Here is a 15,657-nt window from a genome sequence, read left to right as displayed (position 1 = left end):
AGGAAAAGAGAGATGACGACCCTGCTCGATGCGCGCCCTGCAGGGGGGCCGCGCGACACGCTTTCTGCCAGCCCGGTTGCCGACGGTGCGCGCGTTGACGCGCTGATGGCCGAGTTCGGCCTCACCGGCGAGTTTCTGGGGCTTGGCGGTAATCCGCAAGATCACCGTGTTGTGGCGGCCATGTCCGGCGGCGTGGATTCATCCGTTGTCGGGGCGATCCTGCACCGGGCCGGCTATCAGGTCGTCGGCATGACGCTGCAGCTTTACGATCACGGCGCGGCCATCCACCGCAAGGGCGCGTGCTGCGCCGGGCAGGACATTCATGATGCCCGCCGCGTGGCCGAAGCCATGGGCTTTGCCCATTACGTGCTCGACTATGAAAGCCGGTTTAAGCAAGCGGTGATGGAAGATTTCGCCGATACCTATCTGGCCGGTTCCACGCCCATTCCCTGCGTGCGCTGCAACCAGTCGGTGAAGTTTGCCGATCTGCTGGCCACGGCGCAGCAACTGGGCGCGGCGGCTCTGGTGACGGGGCATTATATCCGCCGCGAGGAAGGTGCAGGCGGGCCGGTGCTGCTGCGTGCCGAAGATCATGGCAAGGACCAGTCCTACTTCCTGTTCGCGACCACGCGCGAGCAGCTGGATTACTTACGCTTCCCGCTTGGCCATCTAACCAAGGACCAGACGCGCGAACTGGCGCTGGCGCTCGGCCTCATAGTGGCGGCCAAGCCCGACAGCCAGGATATCTGTTTTGTGCCCGATGGCGATTACGCCAGCGTGGTCAAGCGTCTGCGCCCGGATGCCGCCCGGCCGGGCGAGATTGTTCACACCGATGGCCGGGTGCTGGGCCGCCATGACGGCGTGATCCACTACACGGTAGGCCAGCGCCGGGGGCTTGGCGTTGCCACCGGCGAGCCGCTCTATGTGATCCGGCTGGATGCTGCGAGCGCGCAGGTCATTGTCGGCCCGCGCGAAGCGCTGGCCGTGCGCACCATCCAGCTTGCCGATGTGAACTGGATTGGGGATGGCGCGCTGGCCGATGCTGACGGGATGGAGATCGCGGTGAAAGTGCGCTCCACGCGCCCGCCCAGCCCGGCCACTTTGCATGTGAGTGCAGACGGCGCAGTCAGCGTCACGCTGGCAGCGGGTGAGGAAGGTGTGGCCCCCGGTCAGGCGTGTGTCTTCTACAGCGTGGACGAGGACTCGCGCGTGCTCGGCGGGGGCTGGATTCGCGCCACCCGGTCTGAAGTGCAAGCCGCATGAGCGCAGACGCCTATTTCGAGCGGCTGGATCGGGAGAAGGCCATTGCGCCTCTGGCCCGGCAGCTGCGTGAATGGGTCAGGGCGCGCGCGCCGCATCTGAGCGAAATAATGAAGTGGGGCTATCCCTGGTATCAGGGCGGGGCGCTGGTATGCGCGATCGTGCCTCACAAGGCGCACATCAATCTGCAGTTCAGCCGGGGCGCGGAGCTGGCCGCCCATGTGCGCGTGGAAGGCAGTGGCAAGGCCATGCGCCATGTGAAGATTTACGGGGCCGATGATCTTGATGACGGGCTGGCGGCGATACTGGCAGACGCGCTGGCGCTGGACCGCACCTGACATTGCACCTGCGAAAAGCCTTGACGCGGCGCGGCGCGGGGCCTTCACATGCGCGCCAGTTTTCAAAACGCATACCCCTTTCATCCTGACACAGGAGAGACAATCATGAGCGCAGACGATCCCATCGTCATTGTGGGCATGGCGCGCACCCCAATGGGCGGGCTTCTGGGCGATCTGGCGGCGGTTGCCGCGCCCGAGCTTGGCTCCATCGCCATCAAGGCGGCTCTGGCCGAAGCCGGCGTGGCCGGCGACGACGTGAACATGGTCTTCATGGGCAATGTGCTGAGCGCCGGTCAGGGCCAGGCCCCGGCCCGCCAGGCCGCCATCAAGGCGGGCCTGCCGAAATCCGCGCAGGCGACCACGCTTAACAAGGTGTGCGGTTCGGGCATGCAGGCGGCGATCTATGGCCGCGCGATGATCGCGTCGGGCGAAGCCGATGTAATCGTGGCGGGCGGCATGGAGTCCATGACCAACGCGCCGCACCTTCTGCCCACCCATCGCGGTGGCTTCAAATACGGCCATGACACGCTGAAAGACCATATGGCGCTCGATGGCCTCGAAGATGCCTATGAGCACAAGGCGATGGGCGTCTATGCCGATATGGTGGCCCAGGAATACCAGTTCACCCGCGAAGACCAGGACGCCTACGCCATCGAGACGCTCTCGCGCGCCAAGAAGGCGACCGAGGAAGGCGCTTTCAAGCGCGAGATTGCCCCCGTCACCATCTCCACCCGCAAGGGCGATGTGACGGTCGAGCATGACGAGCTGCCCGGCAAGGCACGCCCTGAGAAAATCCCGGAGCTGCGCGCGGCCTTCACCAAGGACGGCACGGTGACAGCGGCCAACGCCTCGGCCATCTCCGATGGCGCGGCCGCGCTGGTGATGATGCGCCTGTCTGAAGCTGAACGCCGGGGCCTCAAGCCGATTGCGAAAATCGTGGCCACAGCGGCCCACGCGCATGAGCCGGCCTATTTCATGACCGCGCCGGTGCCGGCCATGCGCAAGGTGATGGAGCGTGCGGGCTGGTCCACCAAGGATGTGGACCTGTTCGAGATCAATGAGGCGTTTGCCAGCGTGCCGATGATCGCGATGAAGGACTTGAGCCTCTCACACGATGTCATCAACGTGCATGGCGGCGCATGCGCGCTCGGCCACCCGATTGGGGCATCCGGCGCACGCATCCTCGTCACGCTGCTCTCGGCGCTGGGAAAGCACGATCAGAAGCGCGGCGTCGCATCGCTCTGCATCGGTGGCGGCGAAGCCACGGCGATGGCCGTGGAGCGGTTTTAACGAATTCAGGCCCTCGTCCTTCGAGACGGCTTCTTGCGAAGCCCCTCAGGATGAGGGCCTGATTGGTTTTCTCCTCATGCTTCGGCCACGTGGTGCTCGAAGCACGAGGGAAAATGAAGGAGCTCCCCATGTCCCAGATCGCCAAACGCCTTGCAGAGCTCGGCATCACCCTGCCGCAGGCCGTCGCGCCGGTGGCCAATTACGTGCCTTTCGTGCGCTCGGGCGATCTGGTGTTCGTGTCCGGGCAGGTCTCCATCGGGCCGGACGGGCTGGTGAAGGGCACGCTCGGCAAGGATATGGACGTGGCGGCAGGGCAGGCCGCTGCACGCCTGTGCGGGCTCAACCTCGTCGCCCAGTTTGCCGCTGCCTGTGAGGGTGATCTGGACCGGGTAAAGCGCGTGGTGCGCCTTGGCGGTTTCGTCGCCGCAGACCCCGCCTTCACCGACATTCCCAAAGTCATCAATGGCTGTTCAGACCTGATGGTGGAGGTGTTCGGCGATGCGGGCCGTCACGCCCGCTCCGCCGTCGCCTGTCCAGTCCTGCCGCTCGGCGCGGCGGTCGAGGTCGATGCGGTGATTGAGCTGGTTTGACGCTGTGGGCCTCTATCCTTGTCATCACCCGCGCATGCGGGGGACCCAGAGCCAATAGGCTTTTCCGCCGGGGTCCCGGCCTCCGAGCCGGGATCCATGGTAGCCTGTAACGGTTGAAAGTATGGATCCCGGGTCAAGCCCGGGAACCCGGTTGAGGGCCACAGCACATTCCCCTTACCCTGAGGAGCGCGTAAGCGCGTCTCTAAGGGCGAGGGGAAATCCCTAAACCGCCCCCAGCGTCTCCACAAAGCGTGCTGCTTCGCCAACCGAGGGCGTGACCAGCTCGTCATCGCGCATCACGACCTTGCCGCGCACGATGGTGGCCATCGGCCAGCCGGTTACGGTATCGCCGGCAAAGGGTGACCAGCCACAGCGCGAGGCGAGCCAGTTTTCCTTGATCTCGCGCACTGCGTGCAGATCGACCAGCGTCAGATCGGCGTCATAGCCGGCCGCGATGCGGCCCTTGTTGGCGAGCCCGAACACGCGCTGCGGCCCGTGGCTGGTCAGGTCGACAAAGCGCTCCAGCGTCAGCTTTCCCTTGTTTACGTGATCGAGCATGAGGGGCACCAGCGTCTGCACGCCCGGCATGCCCGACGGCGAGGCCGGGTAGGGCTTGGATTTTTCTTCCACCGTATGGGGCGCATGGTCGGAGCCCAGAATATCGGCAATGCCCTGATCGACGCCGCGCCACAGGCCTTCGCGATGTTTCGCATTGCGGATGGGCGGGTTCATCTGGGCGTAGGCGCCGAGGCGCTCATAGCATTCCGGCGCAGCCAGGGTCAGGTGCTGGGGCGTCACCTCCACGCTGGCAATATCCTTGTGGTGCTGGAGATAGTCGATCTCGTCAGCGGTCGAGATGTGGAGCACATGGATGCGCTTGCCCGCCGCGCGGGCAAGGCGGACCAGGCGCTGCGTGCTCTGCATGGCGGCGATGTCGTCACGCACCTCCACATGGCTCGTCCAGTCGCCATGACGCGCAAGCGCGCGCCGGTCCGCCAGGCGGAACTCGTCTTCTGAATGGAAGGCGGCGCGCCGCTCAATCACGTTCAGCACTGCGGCCACGCCCTCATCGGTATCGACCAGCAGATCGCCGGTTGACGCGCCCATGAAGACTTTCACGCCGCAGCATCCGGCCATCAGCTCCATCTCCCGCAGGAGGTGGACGTTTTCCTTGGTGGCCCCGGCATAGAAGGCAAAATCGGTGTGCATGCGGTGATGGCCGCGCTTCACCTTGTCGGCCATCAGCTCCGGCGTGGTGGTCGCCGGATTGGTATTGGGCATTTCAAAGACGCACACCACACCGCCCAGCGCCGCCGCCCGGCTGCCGGTCTCCAGATCCTCTTTCCACTCAAGGCCCGGTTCGCGGAAATGCACCTGGGTGTCGATCACGCCCGGCAGGACATGCAGGCCCTTGGCATCGATCACCTCGCCTGCGCTGGCGGCGGAGAGATCGCCCATGGCGGCAAAGCGGCCATTGCGTATGCCGACATCGGCCTTGATCCGCCCGGAATGGCTGACAATCGTGCCGCCCTTTATGAGGGTGTCGAATGTTTCGCTCATGGCGTTGTCTCCGCTTTGATCAGATTGTCTGCCGCTGCCAGAACGGGTGCAAGCTCCAGATCGGCCAGCAGGCTGGTGCGCGAACTCTTCACCTTGTCGCGCGTGCGCTCATCGACCTGTTCCCCGGCCCTCACCGAGGCCGTGCGCCGGCCCCACGGACCATAAACGCGTTCATCGGTAGGGCCAAAAAGACCTAGCGTGGGGGCTCCTGCGGCCGCCGCCATATGCATCAGCCCGCTATCATTGCCGACGAACAGGGCCGCGCGCGACAGGCAGGCGCCGGTTTCAAGCAGGTCCAGCTGGCCGGTGAAATCATGCGTCCGCCCGCGGTCCAGCCGGGCCGTGACGGCGCGCGCGGTGGCTTCATCGCCCGGCCCGCCGAAAATCGCCACATGCGCTCCGGCCAGTGCGCCCCCCGTCCCGGTCAGGGCCAGAGCCAGCGCAGCAAACCGCTCCGGCGCCCATTCCTTGAAACGGGCAGCCGCCGCCGGGGCGAGCGCCAGAACCGGCGCATCGGGCATCAGTGCGCGAGCACGCGCGCGCGCCAGATCATCCAGCCACAGAACAGGTGAGGGCGGGGGCGTTATGCCGAGAAAGGCGGCGGCTTCCTCTACGCGGTGCACCGGTGTGCCATCGCCCGGCCAGTTGCGTTTCACATGCCGCCTGCCTGCCAGCAGGAACCAGCTCGTCGCGCTTTCGCGCAGATCGATCACCATGTCCCAGCGATGCGTGACAGTGTTGCGCCACAGATCAAACCAGTGGCCGCCGCCCTTCTGCTTGGTCATCACGATCACGCGTTCCAGCCCCGGCACGGCGCGGAAAAGTGGCGCAGCCAGCGGCCCGCAGGCAATCGTCACACGCGGATCGGGGTAAGAGCCGAGCACATGGTCCAGCAGTCCGCTGGAGAGGATCGCGTCGCCAATGCGCGTTGCGGTGATGAACAGGATTCGCGTCATGGCGCGTGGCTTAGCGCAGAGCGGGCCTGCCCGCCAGATCAAGCCGCCGCGTCGGCTTAGCGCTGCAGCAGGTCGAGCGCGCTGGTGTAGAGCTTCTGGATCGAACCGACGAGCGACACGGCCCATTTGATCACAAAGGGTGCCGGTATCTCGCCGGTGCGGCCGATGGCGGGAATTTCCTGCTGGTAGATGCGCGCCATGCTGGCAACAGCGACCTCGAAATGCGCGTAGAAGGCGTGGATGGCCCGCCGGTCATCATTGGACAGCGTGTTCAGATTCTCCCGGTAGCGGTCATAAATACCCTTGCCGAAATAGCTCTGGAAATCATGAAAATAGCTGCCAACCTGGCTGATATAGCTGGCGAAGCCGGAAATCAGGGTCACTACCGCTTTGGCGGTGCGTTCATTGTCGCCTGCGGCCTGCGCATCCTCGACAGCCTGCAAGGCCTTTTGTGCCCAATCCATGAAGCTGAGCGAATATTCCACCAGATTGCTGGTGAAAGAGAGCTTCTGTTCGAGGTCGAACAGAATGTCGGGACAGACCGCCTCGATCTTGCGAAGCAGGGTGGTGCTGGCGCGCACGCTCGCCCAGTCGCGGAACTTCTTCATGATGGCGATGGCTGAGCCGAGGCTGTCTGTGCCGACGCCTGCCAGATAGTCGCCATGCTTGAGCTGGTGCGTGAGAATGTCTGGCTGGCCGGGGTCAAACCGGACCGGCTGCCGGTATGGCAGTGCTGTCAATACATCCTGAAAACTGGCCTTCGCTCCGCGCAGGCGGTTCTTGCCCCGTCCAAACATTGCCCCCTCCCTCCAATGCCGGAGCAGGATGATTACCGATAACCGGGCGGGGCACAAATGACAGGCCAGTGACGCCCTTGCGCTTTAGCGCGGCAGGGTTACATCCAAGCCATGTCAGACGCCTCTTTCCTCACCCGCCTTGCCCACCGTGCCGTGATCCATATTACGGGTGCGGATGCGCGCGATTTCCTGCAGCGTGTCGTCACAAACGGTCCGCAGGGTGTTGTGCCCGGCAGGGCCGCCGCGTCTGCATTGCTGACCCCGCAAGGCAAGGTGCTGGCCGATCTCATCTTCATCGATGACGGCGAGGGCGGGCTGTTTGTCGATGTGCCGCAAAGCGAGGCGGAAAGCCTCTTGAAGCGCTTCACGCTCTACCGGTTGCGGGCAAAGGCCGCGCTGGCCCTGCGCGATGATCTCGCCGTGGCTGCTGCACGCGGTGACGGCGTTGCAGCGCTGGAGGCGGCCGCGCTTGCTGCGGCGCCCGATCCGCGCGGGCCGGGGCTGGGCATTCGCGCAATCATGCCTGCCAGCGCCGATGTCAGCGATGACGTGAAGGATTATCTGGCGGCGAAGGCGGCAGCCTTCATTACCGAAATGCCGCTGGATTATGGTCCGGCGGAGGTGTTCTCCACCGATGCCAATCACGATCTTCTGCACATGATCGATTACCGCAAAGGCTGCTTTGTCGGGCAGGAGGTGGCGAGCCGCATGCACCGCAAGGGCGGCGTCAGGAAACGCACGGTCTATCTGACCGGCGACGGCGCGTTCGGCAGCGGCCTTGGCGTGTCGGCGGGCGATACGCCGCTGGGTGAGGTATTGTCCGGCGGGCCGGGCTTCGCGCTGGCGCTGGTCCGGGTGGACCGGCTGGAGGCGGCAGACGGGCCGGTGACGGTGGACGGCAGGCCGGTGACGGTTCGTATCCCCGGATTGACGGCTTAATTCCACGAAGGGTGTTGCAAGTGGGCGCGCAGCAGGCGCATGCTTCGTGCCGCAGTGCAGCAACTTCAGTTCGAAGGCCCGTTCCTCCCGTGAGCACCCATCCTTTCCGTGCCCTTCTCGTCGAAAATGTCCACCCTGATGCCGACAGCGCGCTGACCGGTCATGGCCCGGTGGACATCACCCGCATGACCGGTTCGCCGGCGCCTGCCGATCTCAAGGATGCGCTGAAAGGCCATTCGGTGCTCGGCATCCGTTCGCGTACGCATATCGATGCGGGCATTCTCGACGCGGCGCCGGACCTTCAGGCTGTGGGGTGCTTCTGCATCGGGACCAACCAGGTGGACCTCGCAGAGGCTGCCCGCCGCGGCATTCCGGTCTTCAATGCGCCCTTTGCCAATACGCGTTCGGTAGCCGAGCTGACGCTCGCCTCCATCATCATGCTGATGCGCCGCGTACCGGAAAAAATGTTTTCCATCCATGAGGGCGGCTGGCTGAAAACGGCGGAAGGTTCCAACGAGGTGCGCAAGAAGAAGCTCGGTATTGTCGGTTACGGCAATATCGGCACCCAGTTGTCAGTTCTGGCCTCGGCGCTGGGCATGCATGTCTATTTCTACGACGTGGAGCCGAAGCTGGCGCACGGCAATGCCCGGCCGATGGAGAGCCTGGAGGCGCTGCTGGCCGAGTGTGATGTGGTCACGCTGCATGTGCCGTCCAGCCCGCAGACCCGCAATCTGATGAATGCGCAGCGTATCCGTGCCATGAAGCCGGGCAGCTTCCTGATCAACCAGGCGCGCGGCGATCTGGTGGATATCGATGCGCTCGCCGCCGCGCTTGAGAGCGGGCATATAGCGGGCGCGGCGGTTGACGTTTTCCCGGTGGAGCCCAGTGCCAAGGGGGACCGTTTTGAATCGCCCTTGCAGCGGTTCAAAAACGTCATCCTGACACCGCATATCGGTGGTTCCACGCTGGAGGCGCAGGCCGCTATCGGGCAGGACAGCGCCATCAAGCTCGCGAAATATCTCTATCTGGGCTCTACCGGCCATGCGGTGAATTTCCCGCAGGTCGAGCCGGGGCCGATCAAGCCGGGCCGCACCCGTGTGGCCGTGCCGCATATCAATGCGCCGGGTTTCCTGCGCCGTCTCAATGATGCAGCCGAAAAGGCGGGCGCGAATGTGGCCGCCCAGTTCCTTCAGACCGATGCCGAGATCGGCTATGCGCTTGCGGACCTTGAAGGCGACCTGCCGGCAGATTTTCTGGACCGGATACGGGCGCTGGACGGCACGATACGCGCGCGCCTGCTTCCCGGCCCGGCGGCGGGCTAGCGGTAGTGGTGGCGAGCGGGATGGTTGCGGACGTCACGGTCCTGATCGTTGCCTATGAGAGCGCGCAGCACTGGGAAAGGCTCAAAGCCGCCCTTGCCATTCAAACCGTGCGGCCGGCGCGTATTCTTGTGCTGGAAAACGGCTCGCCGACACACAAGCTGACGCCGGGCGACGTGCCGGACGGGATCGAGCTGGTCACGTCCGACACCAATCTGGGCTTTGCGGGCGGCAATAACCGGCTTGCGGCGATGGCCGATACGCGCTGGCTGGTCCTGCTCAATCCCGATGCCTTCCCCGCGCCGGACTGGCTGGAACAGCTGATGGCGGCGGCGGAACGTTATCGTCACGCCAGCCTGTTTGGCTCCACCCAGCGCGCAGCAGGGCATGACAGCGTGCTCGATGGTGCGGGCGATGTCTGGCACATTGCCGGCATCCCCTATCGCGGAGCCTATGGCCGCGAGATGGCCTCCCCGGCCGATGGCGAGATATTCGCGCCGTGTGCTGCCGCCATGATGATCCGCCGCGATGTGTTCGAGGACCTTAGCGGGTTTGATGAGGACTATTTCTGCTATGTGGAGGACGTGGACCTGGGCGCGCGTGCGCGCCTTGCCGGACACACCGCCATCCATGTGCAGGCGGCGATAGTCGATCATGTCGGCTACGGGTCCAGCGGGCGGCGCTCGGTGTTTGCGACGTATCATGGCACGCGCAACCGGTTGTGGACCTGGCTGAAAATCATGCCCTTCCCGCTGCTGGTGCTGACCGCGCCGCTGCACGCGGCGATGACGCTGGCGCTATGGGCGTCGGCTGCCCGGTTCGGGCATTTCACCTTGTTCGGCAGCGCGCTGAAAGATGCGTTCAAGGGCCTGCCGGGCCTATGGGCCAAGCGGCGGGAGGTCCAGTCTGCCCGAAAGGTCACGGCAGCCGATTTTGCCCGCATGATGGCCTATAGCCCGCTTGACCTTCTGACCCGGCGGCCTCTGGTCAGGCCGGTTGACGCCCGCGCACGACAAACGCGCCATTGAGATAGCCGGTCTCTGTCTTGCCATAGAGGAAGGGTGATCCGTCCGGGCAGGTGACGTCGCCACCTGCCGCCAGAACGACGGCATGACCGGCCGCCGTATCCCATTCCATGGTGGGTCCAAAGCGCGGATAGAGGTCGGCGCTGCCCTCCGCGACGAGGCAGAATTTCAGCGATGAGCCTGCGCTGACGGTTTCGCTCACCCCTTCAGCAGCGGCAAAAGCACGGGTCTTGTCATCGGCGTGCGAGCGGCTCATCACCGCGACGCGGCCCGATTGCGGCATGGCGCGGGCCATCATCGGCGACAGCGCGCTTTTATCGAGCCGGCTGCCGGGCGCGGCGGTGCCTGTCAGTCCAGACCGTCCGCCGATGAAGATGCGGTTCAGCGCGGGCGCATACACGCAGCCCGCTACCGGCACCCGCCCGGAGATGAGGGCGATATTGATCGTGAACTCGCCATTGCGGTTGATGAACTCCTTGGTGCCATCAACAGGGTCAACCAGAAGAAAGTCGCCATTGATGTCGGGCCGCACGCCCGCCGCAAAGCTTTCTTCGGCAAGCACCGGCACGCCGGGAAGTGTGTGCTGGAGCGCTTCGAGTATGACGGTTTCTGCGCGCGTGTCGGCCTCGGTTACGGGCGAGCGATCATCCTTGGACTGAACGCAAAAGCCGCTGTCATAGACATCCATGACCTCTATGGCCGCTTTCAGGCAGATATCTGCAAAGGCCTGTGCAAGCCCGTCATTTTCGCGTTTCACGCCCCAACCCCTTCAATAAGCGACCATATCTGTGCGGTGTCTGTCTAGTGGACCGGGACGCGCTTGCAAACCCGGTGTATAGAAGCGCGCGCACGCCTCATCTGACACTTGAACTTTCATGCCTAAGAGCGGATTTTAACGTCCATGAGCACCACCCCTCCTTCCGATGCGCCGGGCGCTGACCCGATAGACGAGGCCGAGGCCCGGTTGCTGGCGGCCATCAGCGCGGTGGAGACCCGGCTGGGCCAGCTCTCCAGCCGCATGGGTGAAGCAGAGGGTGATGCGCGTGCCGCGCGCCATGCCGATGAGGACCGCGCGCGCCTGGCCGAGCAGCTGGATGCGGCGCGGTCCAGCGAGGCGGAACTCGCGGAGGCTGCCCAGGAAGCCAGCGCTGCACTGGCCGGCGCCATGACCGAGCTGAAAGCGGCGATTGCCGGAGCAGGGCTTGCCGATGGCGGACCGGATGATCTGCTTGCCGGGGACCGGGGCTGATGTCGAAGGTCACCATTTCGCTGAATGGGCGCCCGTTCACCATTGGATGCGAGGACGGACAGCAGGCCTATCTGAAAGAGCTAGCCGGACATCTCGACACCCATGTGCGCGATCTTGCCGAGAAGGTTGGCCAGATTGGTGAATTGCGCCTTCTTCTGATGGCCTCGCTCATCGTTGCCGACGAGATGCGTGAGGCGCAAGGCAAGGTGGAGGCGCTTGAAGCCCAGCTGCTGGATGCCAAGGGCACCATCTCGCAGGGCGAGGCCCGGCGCCGCGCCGACAGGGCGCGCGCCGCAGACGCAATCGTGAAGGCCGCCGAGCGCCTGGAGGCGCTTGCCGGAGCAGATGGCAGTGAGGCTTGAGCAAAGCCCCGCGAAGGCCCATGTTCACCCTCGTGGCGGTGACTGGAGTTCTCGTCAGGCTCTCACATCCCGGCGACCTTACATCTCTGAACGGGAGCTGCCTCTGATGCTGGCCGTGGCCTCCATCACGCGGCGCCCACCTGGTAGTCCGGGTCATCAGGGTTGTTACATAGCCAACGGTCCGTCTGGTGCCGCCACACTTCCTCCTGCCGGAATCTGCCCATGCTGAGCGGCTGGCAAAAGAACCGCCTGCGGCGCAAGGCACTGTCGCGCCGGACGGCGCTGGTAAAAACGCAGTCCGATGCCGGGCGCTTGCTGGCCGGTCATTTTCCTGATGAGGCTTGGCCGTCCGTGAACGCGGTCGTGGCGGGCTACTGGCCGGTGCGCGGGGAAATCGATCCACGTCCGCTGATGGAAACCTTCCTGCTTGAACAGGCACAGCTCGCCCTGCCGGTGGTAGTGGCGAAGGATGCGCCCTTGCAGTTCCGGGCCTGGCACCCGGACGACGCGCTGGAGCCGGGCGCGTTCGGTATCGACGTGCCCGGTGAGAAGAGACCCGTGCTGACGCCTTCGCTGTTGCTGGTGCCGCTGGTTGCGTTCGACGCGCGCTGCCACCGGATCGGCTATGGCGCGGGCTTCTATGACCGCAGCTTGAGCGCGTTGCGCGCCCAGCGCCCGGTTGTGACTGTCGGGCTTGCCTATGAAGGCCAGCGCATCTCGAAAGTGCCGGCCGGGCGCCATGACGTGGCGCTGGACTATGTCGTCACCGAGGCGGGTTGCTATCGCGCGGATAGCTGATCGTGCCCGATCACACCGCGGGGCATTGGCGAAGCCGGTCCGAGCCGCTACATCCCGCCCGGATTGGCAATTTCTGATACGAGACGTTTTCCTTCATGGCAGCTTTCAGCGAACAGCGCGTGCTTTCCGTGCGCCACTGGACCGGCAGTCTTTTCTCCTTCCGGGTGGAGCGCCCGGCGAGCTTCCGCTTCCGCTCCGGCGAGTTCGTAATGCTGGGGTTGAAAGTGGATGGCAAACCGCTTCTGCGCGCTTATTCCATCGCCAGCCCGGCCTGGGATGACGGGCTCGATTTCTTCTCGATCAAGGTGGCTGACGGCCCGCTGACCTCGCGCCTGCAAGCCATCAGGGAAGGTGACACCATACTGCTGGGGGCCAAGTCCGTCGGCACGCTGGTGCATGATGCTCTGCTGCCCGGAAGGCGGCTTTACCTGCTTTCCACGGGCACCGGCATTGCGCCCTTCGCCAGCATTATCCGCGATCCGGAAACCTATGAGCGCTTCGAACAGGTGATCCTGACCCATACTTGCCGGGAGGCAGCGGACCTCGCCTATGGCGAGGAACTGGTGGCGTCACTGAAAGACGACCCGCTGGTCGGTGAACACGCCGGAAAGCTCATTCACTACACCTCGCTGACGCGCGAAGACCATCCGCGCACAGGCCGCATTACCGCGCTGATGGATTCCGGCCAGCTATGGGCAGAGACGGGCGGGCCGCTTGATCCCGCCACCGACCGGGTGATGATCTGCGGTTCGATCGACATGATCAATGACTGCAAGGCGCGCGTGGAAGCGGCCGGGCTGGAGGAGGGCTCCAATGCCCGCCCCGGCGCATTTGTGGTCGAAAAGGCGTTTGTGGGTTAGGACATCTCAATGCGACTGGCGTTTTTCGGAGATGTGGTCGGCAAGTCGGGCCGTGATGTGCTGGCGGAGGAACTCGGCGCCTTCCGCGACCGGCTGAAACTCGATTTCGTGGTGGTCAATGCGGAGAATGCGGCAGGCGGTTTCGGTATTACCGAGCGCTGCGCGATCGAGCTCTTTGATGCGGGCGCGGATGTGCTCACCCTTGGCAACCATTCCTGGGACCAGTCAGAAGCTCTGACCTATATCGAACGCGAGCCACGCCTGCTCCGCCCGGCCAACTACCCCACAGGTACCGCGCCGGGGCGGGGCACTGGCCTATACGAGACGAAATCAGGTGCGCGTGTCATGGTGATGAATGTGCTCCTGCGCCTCTACATGCAGCCGCTGGACGATCCGTTTGCCTGCGTGGACGAGGCGTTGTCGGCCTCGCCGCTGGGGCAGGTGGCCGATGCCATCATCGTTGATGCGCATGGCGAGGCGACGAGCGAAAAGCACGCCATGGGCCATTTCTGCGACGGGCGGGCAAGTCTGGTCGTCGGCACCCACACCCATATTCCGACCGCTGACCACCAGATTCTGGCTGGCGGTACGGCCTACCAGACCGATGCGGGCATGTGCGGCAGCTATGACTCGGTTATCGGCATGGACAAGGAAGAGCCACTGCGCCGCTTCACCACCCATATGCGCTCGGGGCGCATGCAGGCGGCCAGCGGCCCGGCCACGGCCTGCGGTGTCTATGTGGAAACCGATGACCGCACCGGGCTTGCGGTGCGCGTGGAGCCTATCCGCTTTGGCGGCGTGCTGTCGGAAGCTATGCCGGTGGTTTGAGCCATCTTTTTTTGATGCTCCGCGCATCCGCGCGTCGCTGCGGGCAATCCCCGATCAAGCCGGGGACAGGCCTTCGCGCCCGCGACTTTTCGCGGAACATCGCAGCCCGGATGGGCTGCGGCATACGGAAACCTCAAGCCCCGTTCGTATTCTCCAGCGCGTTGCAGATATCGGTGACCACCGCTTCGATCACCTTGCGGTCGCCTTCGGCCATGACGCGGATCAGCGGCTCGGTACCCGATTTGCGCACCAGCAGGCGGCCCTTGCCGTTAAGGCGCGTCTCGCCTTCGGAGATGGCGTCCTTCACCCTCGCATTTTCCAGCGGCAGGGCGCCATTGGTATAGCGGACATTCTTCAGGATTTGCGGCGCGGGCGTGAAGACTTTCAGCAGCTGGCTGGCGGGCTTGCCCGATTCAATGAGCAGGGAGAGGATCTGAAGCGCCGCGATCAGGCCATCGCCTGTGGTGGCAAAGTCACTCAGGACCACGTGTCCGGACTGCTCCCCGCCCAGATTGGCGCCCGAGGCCCGCATGGCCTCGACCACATAGCGGTCGCCGACCTGTGTGCGCTGAAGATTGATCTTCTGCTTCTCGAGATATTGTTCCAGACCGAGATTGGACATCTGCGTGGTCACGACGGTGTCGCCGGCCAGCTTGCCGCTGGCTTTCCAGGCTGTCGCCAGAAGCCCGATGATCTGGTCGCCATCAACGAGCTTGCCCTTCTCGTCGCACAGCACGACGCGGTCGGCATCGCCATCGAGCGCAATACCCAGATCGGCGCGGTAACGCTTCACGTTTTCGGCGAGATCCTGGGGTGCGGTGGCGCCGCAATCCTCGTTGATGTTGAAGCCGTTGGGGTTGTTGTGCAGCGGAATCACGTCCGCGCCCAGCTCCCACAGGACTTTGGGGGCCACCTTGTAGGCTGCGCCATTGGCACAATCGACCACGATGCGAAGGCCGGCAAGGCGCATGGAACGCGGCAGGGTTGCCTTGGCGATTTCCATGTAGCGTGCCTCGGCATCATCAATGCGCTTGGCGCGGCCGATATGACGCGGCGCCACGAGATGGTCTGCCGTATCGGCGTCCATCATGCGCTCGATTTCCAGTTCGGCGGCATCGTCCAGCTTGTAGCCGTCCGGCCCGAACAGCTTGATGCCGTTATCCTCGTAGAGATTGTGGGAGGCGGTGATCATCACGCCCATATCCGCCCGCAGGGAGCGGGTCAGCATGGCAGTGGCGGGGGTGGGAACGGGGCCGAACTGGTAGACATCCATGCCGGCCGAGGTGAACCCTGCGACCAGTGCAGACTCGATCATATAGCCCGACAGGCGCGTGTCCTTGCCGATCACGACTGTATGCCGGCGGCCGTTCTCACGCTTGAAATAACGCGCGGCAGCCATGCCCAGGCGAAGGGCTGTCTCGGCGGTCATCACCGACTTGTTGGTCGTGCCGCGGACGCCGTCTGTGCCGAAATACCGTTTGATCAT

At 64.4% G+C, this 15,657-nt stretch carries 17 protein-coding genes and 1 other RNA gene; 13 read left to right on the top strand and 5 right to left on the bottom strand.

All coding sequences use genetic code 11. From position 1 onward, the window contains the following. The first annotated feature begins 105 nt into the window (after window positions 1-105). The 4 genes from mnmA (at window position 106) to IEV75_RS11360 (ending at window position 3,478) form a co-directional block, all read left to right on the top strand. Entirely contained in the window at window positions 106-1,263 is a 1,158-nt protein-coding gene (mnmA, locus tag IEV75_RS11375) for a tRNA 2-thiouridine(34) synthase MnmA (protein WP_188452763.1), read from the top strand. After that, the gene (locus IEV75_RS11370) at window positions 1,260-1,598 is read left to right on the top strand and encodes a DUF1801 domain-containing protein (protein WP_188452697.1); all 339 of its coding nucleotides are present in this window, start codon (window positions 1,260-1,262) and stop codon (window positions 1,596-1,598) included. The genes mnmA and IEV75_RS11370 overlap by 4 nt, the downstream gene beginning before the upstream one ends. A gap of 105 nt (window positions 1,599-1,703) precedes the next feature. Continuing rightward, window positions 1,704-2,888 (top strand): thiolase family protein, encoded by a 1,185-nt coding sequence (locus IEV75_RS11365; RefSeq protein WP_188452696.1) that lies wholly within the window; start codon window positions 1,704-1,706, stop codon window positions 2,886-2,888. Between the two features lie 128 nt (window positions 2,889-3,016). After that, window positions 3,017-3,478: a RidA family protein gene (locus tag IEV75_RS11360; RefSeq protein WP_188452695.1), complete on the top strand. Its 462-nt coding sequence runs from the start codon at window positions 3,017-3,019 to the stop codon at window positions 3,476-3,478. Between the two features lie 222 nt (window positions 3,479-3,700). On the opposite strand, the gene IEV75_RS11355 is transcribed toward IEV75_RS11360, so the two are convergent. The 3 genes from IEV75_RS11355 to IEV75_RS11345 are packed head-to-tail and all read right to left on the bottom strand — an operon-like array spanning window position 3,701 to window position 6,791. Further along, the gene (locus IEV75_RS11355; protein WP_188452694.1) at window positions 3,701-5,038 is read right to left on the bottom strand and encodes a dihydroorotase; all 1,338 of its coding nucleotides are present in this window, start codon (window positions 5,036-5,038) and stop codon (window positions 3,701-3,703) included. Beyond that, the gene (locus IEV75_RS11350) at window positions 5,035-5,994 is read right to left on the bottom strand and encodes a glycosyltransferase family 9 protein (RefSeq protein WP_188452693.1); all 960 of its coding nucleotides are present in this window, start codon (window positions 5,992-5,994) and stop codon (window positions 5,035-5,037) included. The genes IEV75_RS11355 and IEV75_RS11350 overlap by 4 nt, the downstream gene beginning before the upstream one ends. Window positions 5,995-6,050: 56 nt before the next feature. Continuing rightward, entirely contained in the window at window positions 6,051-6,791 is a 741-nt protein-coding gene (locus tag IEV75_RS11345) for a hypothetical protein (RefSeq protein ID WP_188452692.1), read from the bottom strand. Window positions 6,792-6,902: 111 nt separating this feature from the next. Here IEV75_RS11345 and ygfZ point away from each other — a divergent pair, with 111 nt between their 5' ends. From ygfZ to IEV75_RS11330, 3 genes are all read left to right on the top strand, one after another. Beyond that, window positions 6,903-7,730, top strand: coding sequence for a CAF17-like 4Fe-4S cluster assembly/insertion protein YgfZ (gene ygfZ / locus IEV75_RS11340; RefSeq protein WP_188452691.1), 828 nt, complete (start codon window positions 6,903-6,905; stop codon window positions 7,728-7,730). 89 nt (window positions 7,731-7,819) lie between these two features. After that, window positions 7,820-9,052: a phosphoglycerate dehydrogenase gene (serA, locus tag IEV75_RS11335; protein ID WP_188452690.1), complete on the top strand. Its 1,233-nt coding sequence runs from the start codon at window positions 7,820-7,822 to the stop codon at window positions 9,050-9,052. A 20-nt stretch (window positions 9,053-9,072) separates the two neighbouring features. Next, entirely contained in the window at window positions 9,073-10,077 is a 1,005-nt protein-coding gene (locus IEV75_RS11330; RefSeq protein ID WP_188452689.1) for a glycosyltransferase family 2 protein, read from the top strand. Here IEV75_RS11330 and cysQ read toward each other — a convergent pair. Continuing rightward, the gene (gene cysQ, locus IEV75_RS11325) at window positions 10,037-10,831 is read right to left on the bottom strand and encodes a 3'(2'),5'-bisphosphate nucleotidase CysQ (RefSeq protein WP_217980339.1); all 795 of its coding nucleotides are present in this window, start codon (window positions 10,829-10,831) and stop codon (window positions 10,037-10,039) included. The two genes, IEV75_RS11330 and cysQ, sit on opposite strands and share 41 nt — an antisense overlap. Before the next feature lie 144 nt (window positions 10,832-10,975). Here cysQ and IEV75_RS11320 point away from each other — a divergent pair, with 144 nt between their 5' ends. The 6 genes from IEV75_RS11320 to IEV75_RS11295 all read left to right on the top strand — a co-directional run bounded on the left by IEV75_RS11320 (window position 10,976) and on the right by IEV75_RS11295 (window position 14,171). After that, the gene (locus tag IEV75_RS11320) at window positions 10,976-11,323 is read left to right on the top strand and encodes a DUF4164 family protein (RefSeq protein ID WP_188452688.1); all 348 of its coding nucleotides are present in this window, start codon (window positions 10,976-10,978) and stop codon (window positions 11,321-11,323) included. Then, window positions 11,323-11,685 (top strand): cell division protein ZapA, encoded by a 363-nt coding sequence (locus IEV75_RS11315; RefSeq protein ID WP_188452687.1) that lies wholly within the window; start codon window positions 11,323-11,325, stop codon window positions 11,683-11,685. Before IEV75_RS11320 ends, IEV75_RS11315 begins: the two co-directional genes overlap by 1 nt. A 36-nt stretch (window positions 11,686-11,721) precedes the next feature. Beyond that, window positions 11,722-11,881, top strand: a non-coding RNA gene (gene ssrS, locus IEV75_RS11310) — 6S RNA. Between the two features lie 26 nt (window positions 11,882-11,907). Continuing rightward, window positions 11,908-12,483 carry a 5-formyltetrahydrofolate cyclo-ligase gene (locus IEV75_RS11305; protein ID WP_188452686.1) on the top strand — a complete coding sequence of 192 codons (576 nt, stop codon included), beginning with the start codon at window positions 11,908-11,910 and terminating at the stop codon, window positions 12,481-12,483. A 95-nt stretch (window positions 12,484-12,578) separates the two neighbouring features. Continuing rightward, window positions 12,579-13,343 (top strand): ferredoxin--NADP reductase, encoded by a 765-nt coding sequence (locus IEV75_RS11300; RefSeq protein WP_188452685.1) that lies wholly within the window; start codon window positions 12,579-12,581, stop codon window positions 13,341-13,343. A 9-nt stretch (window positions 13,344-13,352) separates the two neighbouring features. Further along, the gene (locus IEV75_RS11295; protein WP_188452684.1) at window positions 13,353-14,171 is read left to right on the top strand and encodes a TIGR00282 family metallophosphoesterase; all 819 of its coding nucleotides are present in this window, start codon (window positions 13,353-13,355) and stop codon (window positions 14,169-14,171) included. A 133-nt stretch (window positions 14,172-14,304) separates the two neighbouring features. On the opposite strand, the gene glmM is transcribed toward IEV75_RS11295, so the two are convergent. Further along, window positions 14,305-15,657 (bottom strand): phosphoglucosamine mutase, encoded by a 1,353-nt coding sequence (gene glmM / locus IEV75_RS11290; RefSeq protein ID WP_188452683.1) that lies wholly within the window; start codon window positions 15,655-15,657, stop codon window positions 14,305-14,307.

Source organism: Glycocaulis albus, from assembly GCF_014639075.1.
Taxonomy (GTDB): Bacteria; Pseudomonadota; Alphaproteobacteria; order Caulobacterales; family Maricaulaceae; genus Glycocaulis; species Glycocaulis albus.
The sequence above is the reverse complement of the archived record's forward strand: the minus strand, read 5'-3'. Positions and strand labels throughout refer to the sequence as shown.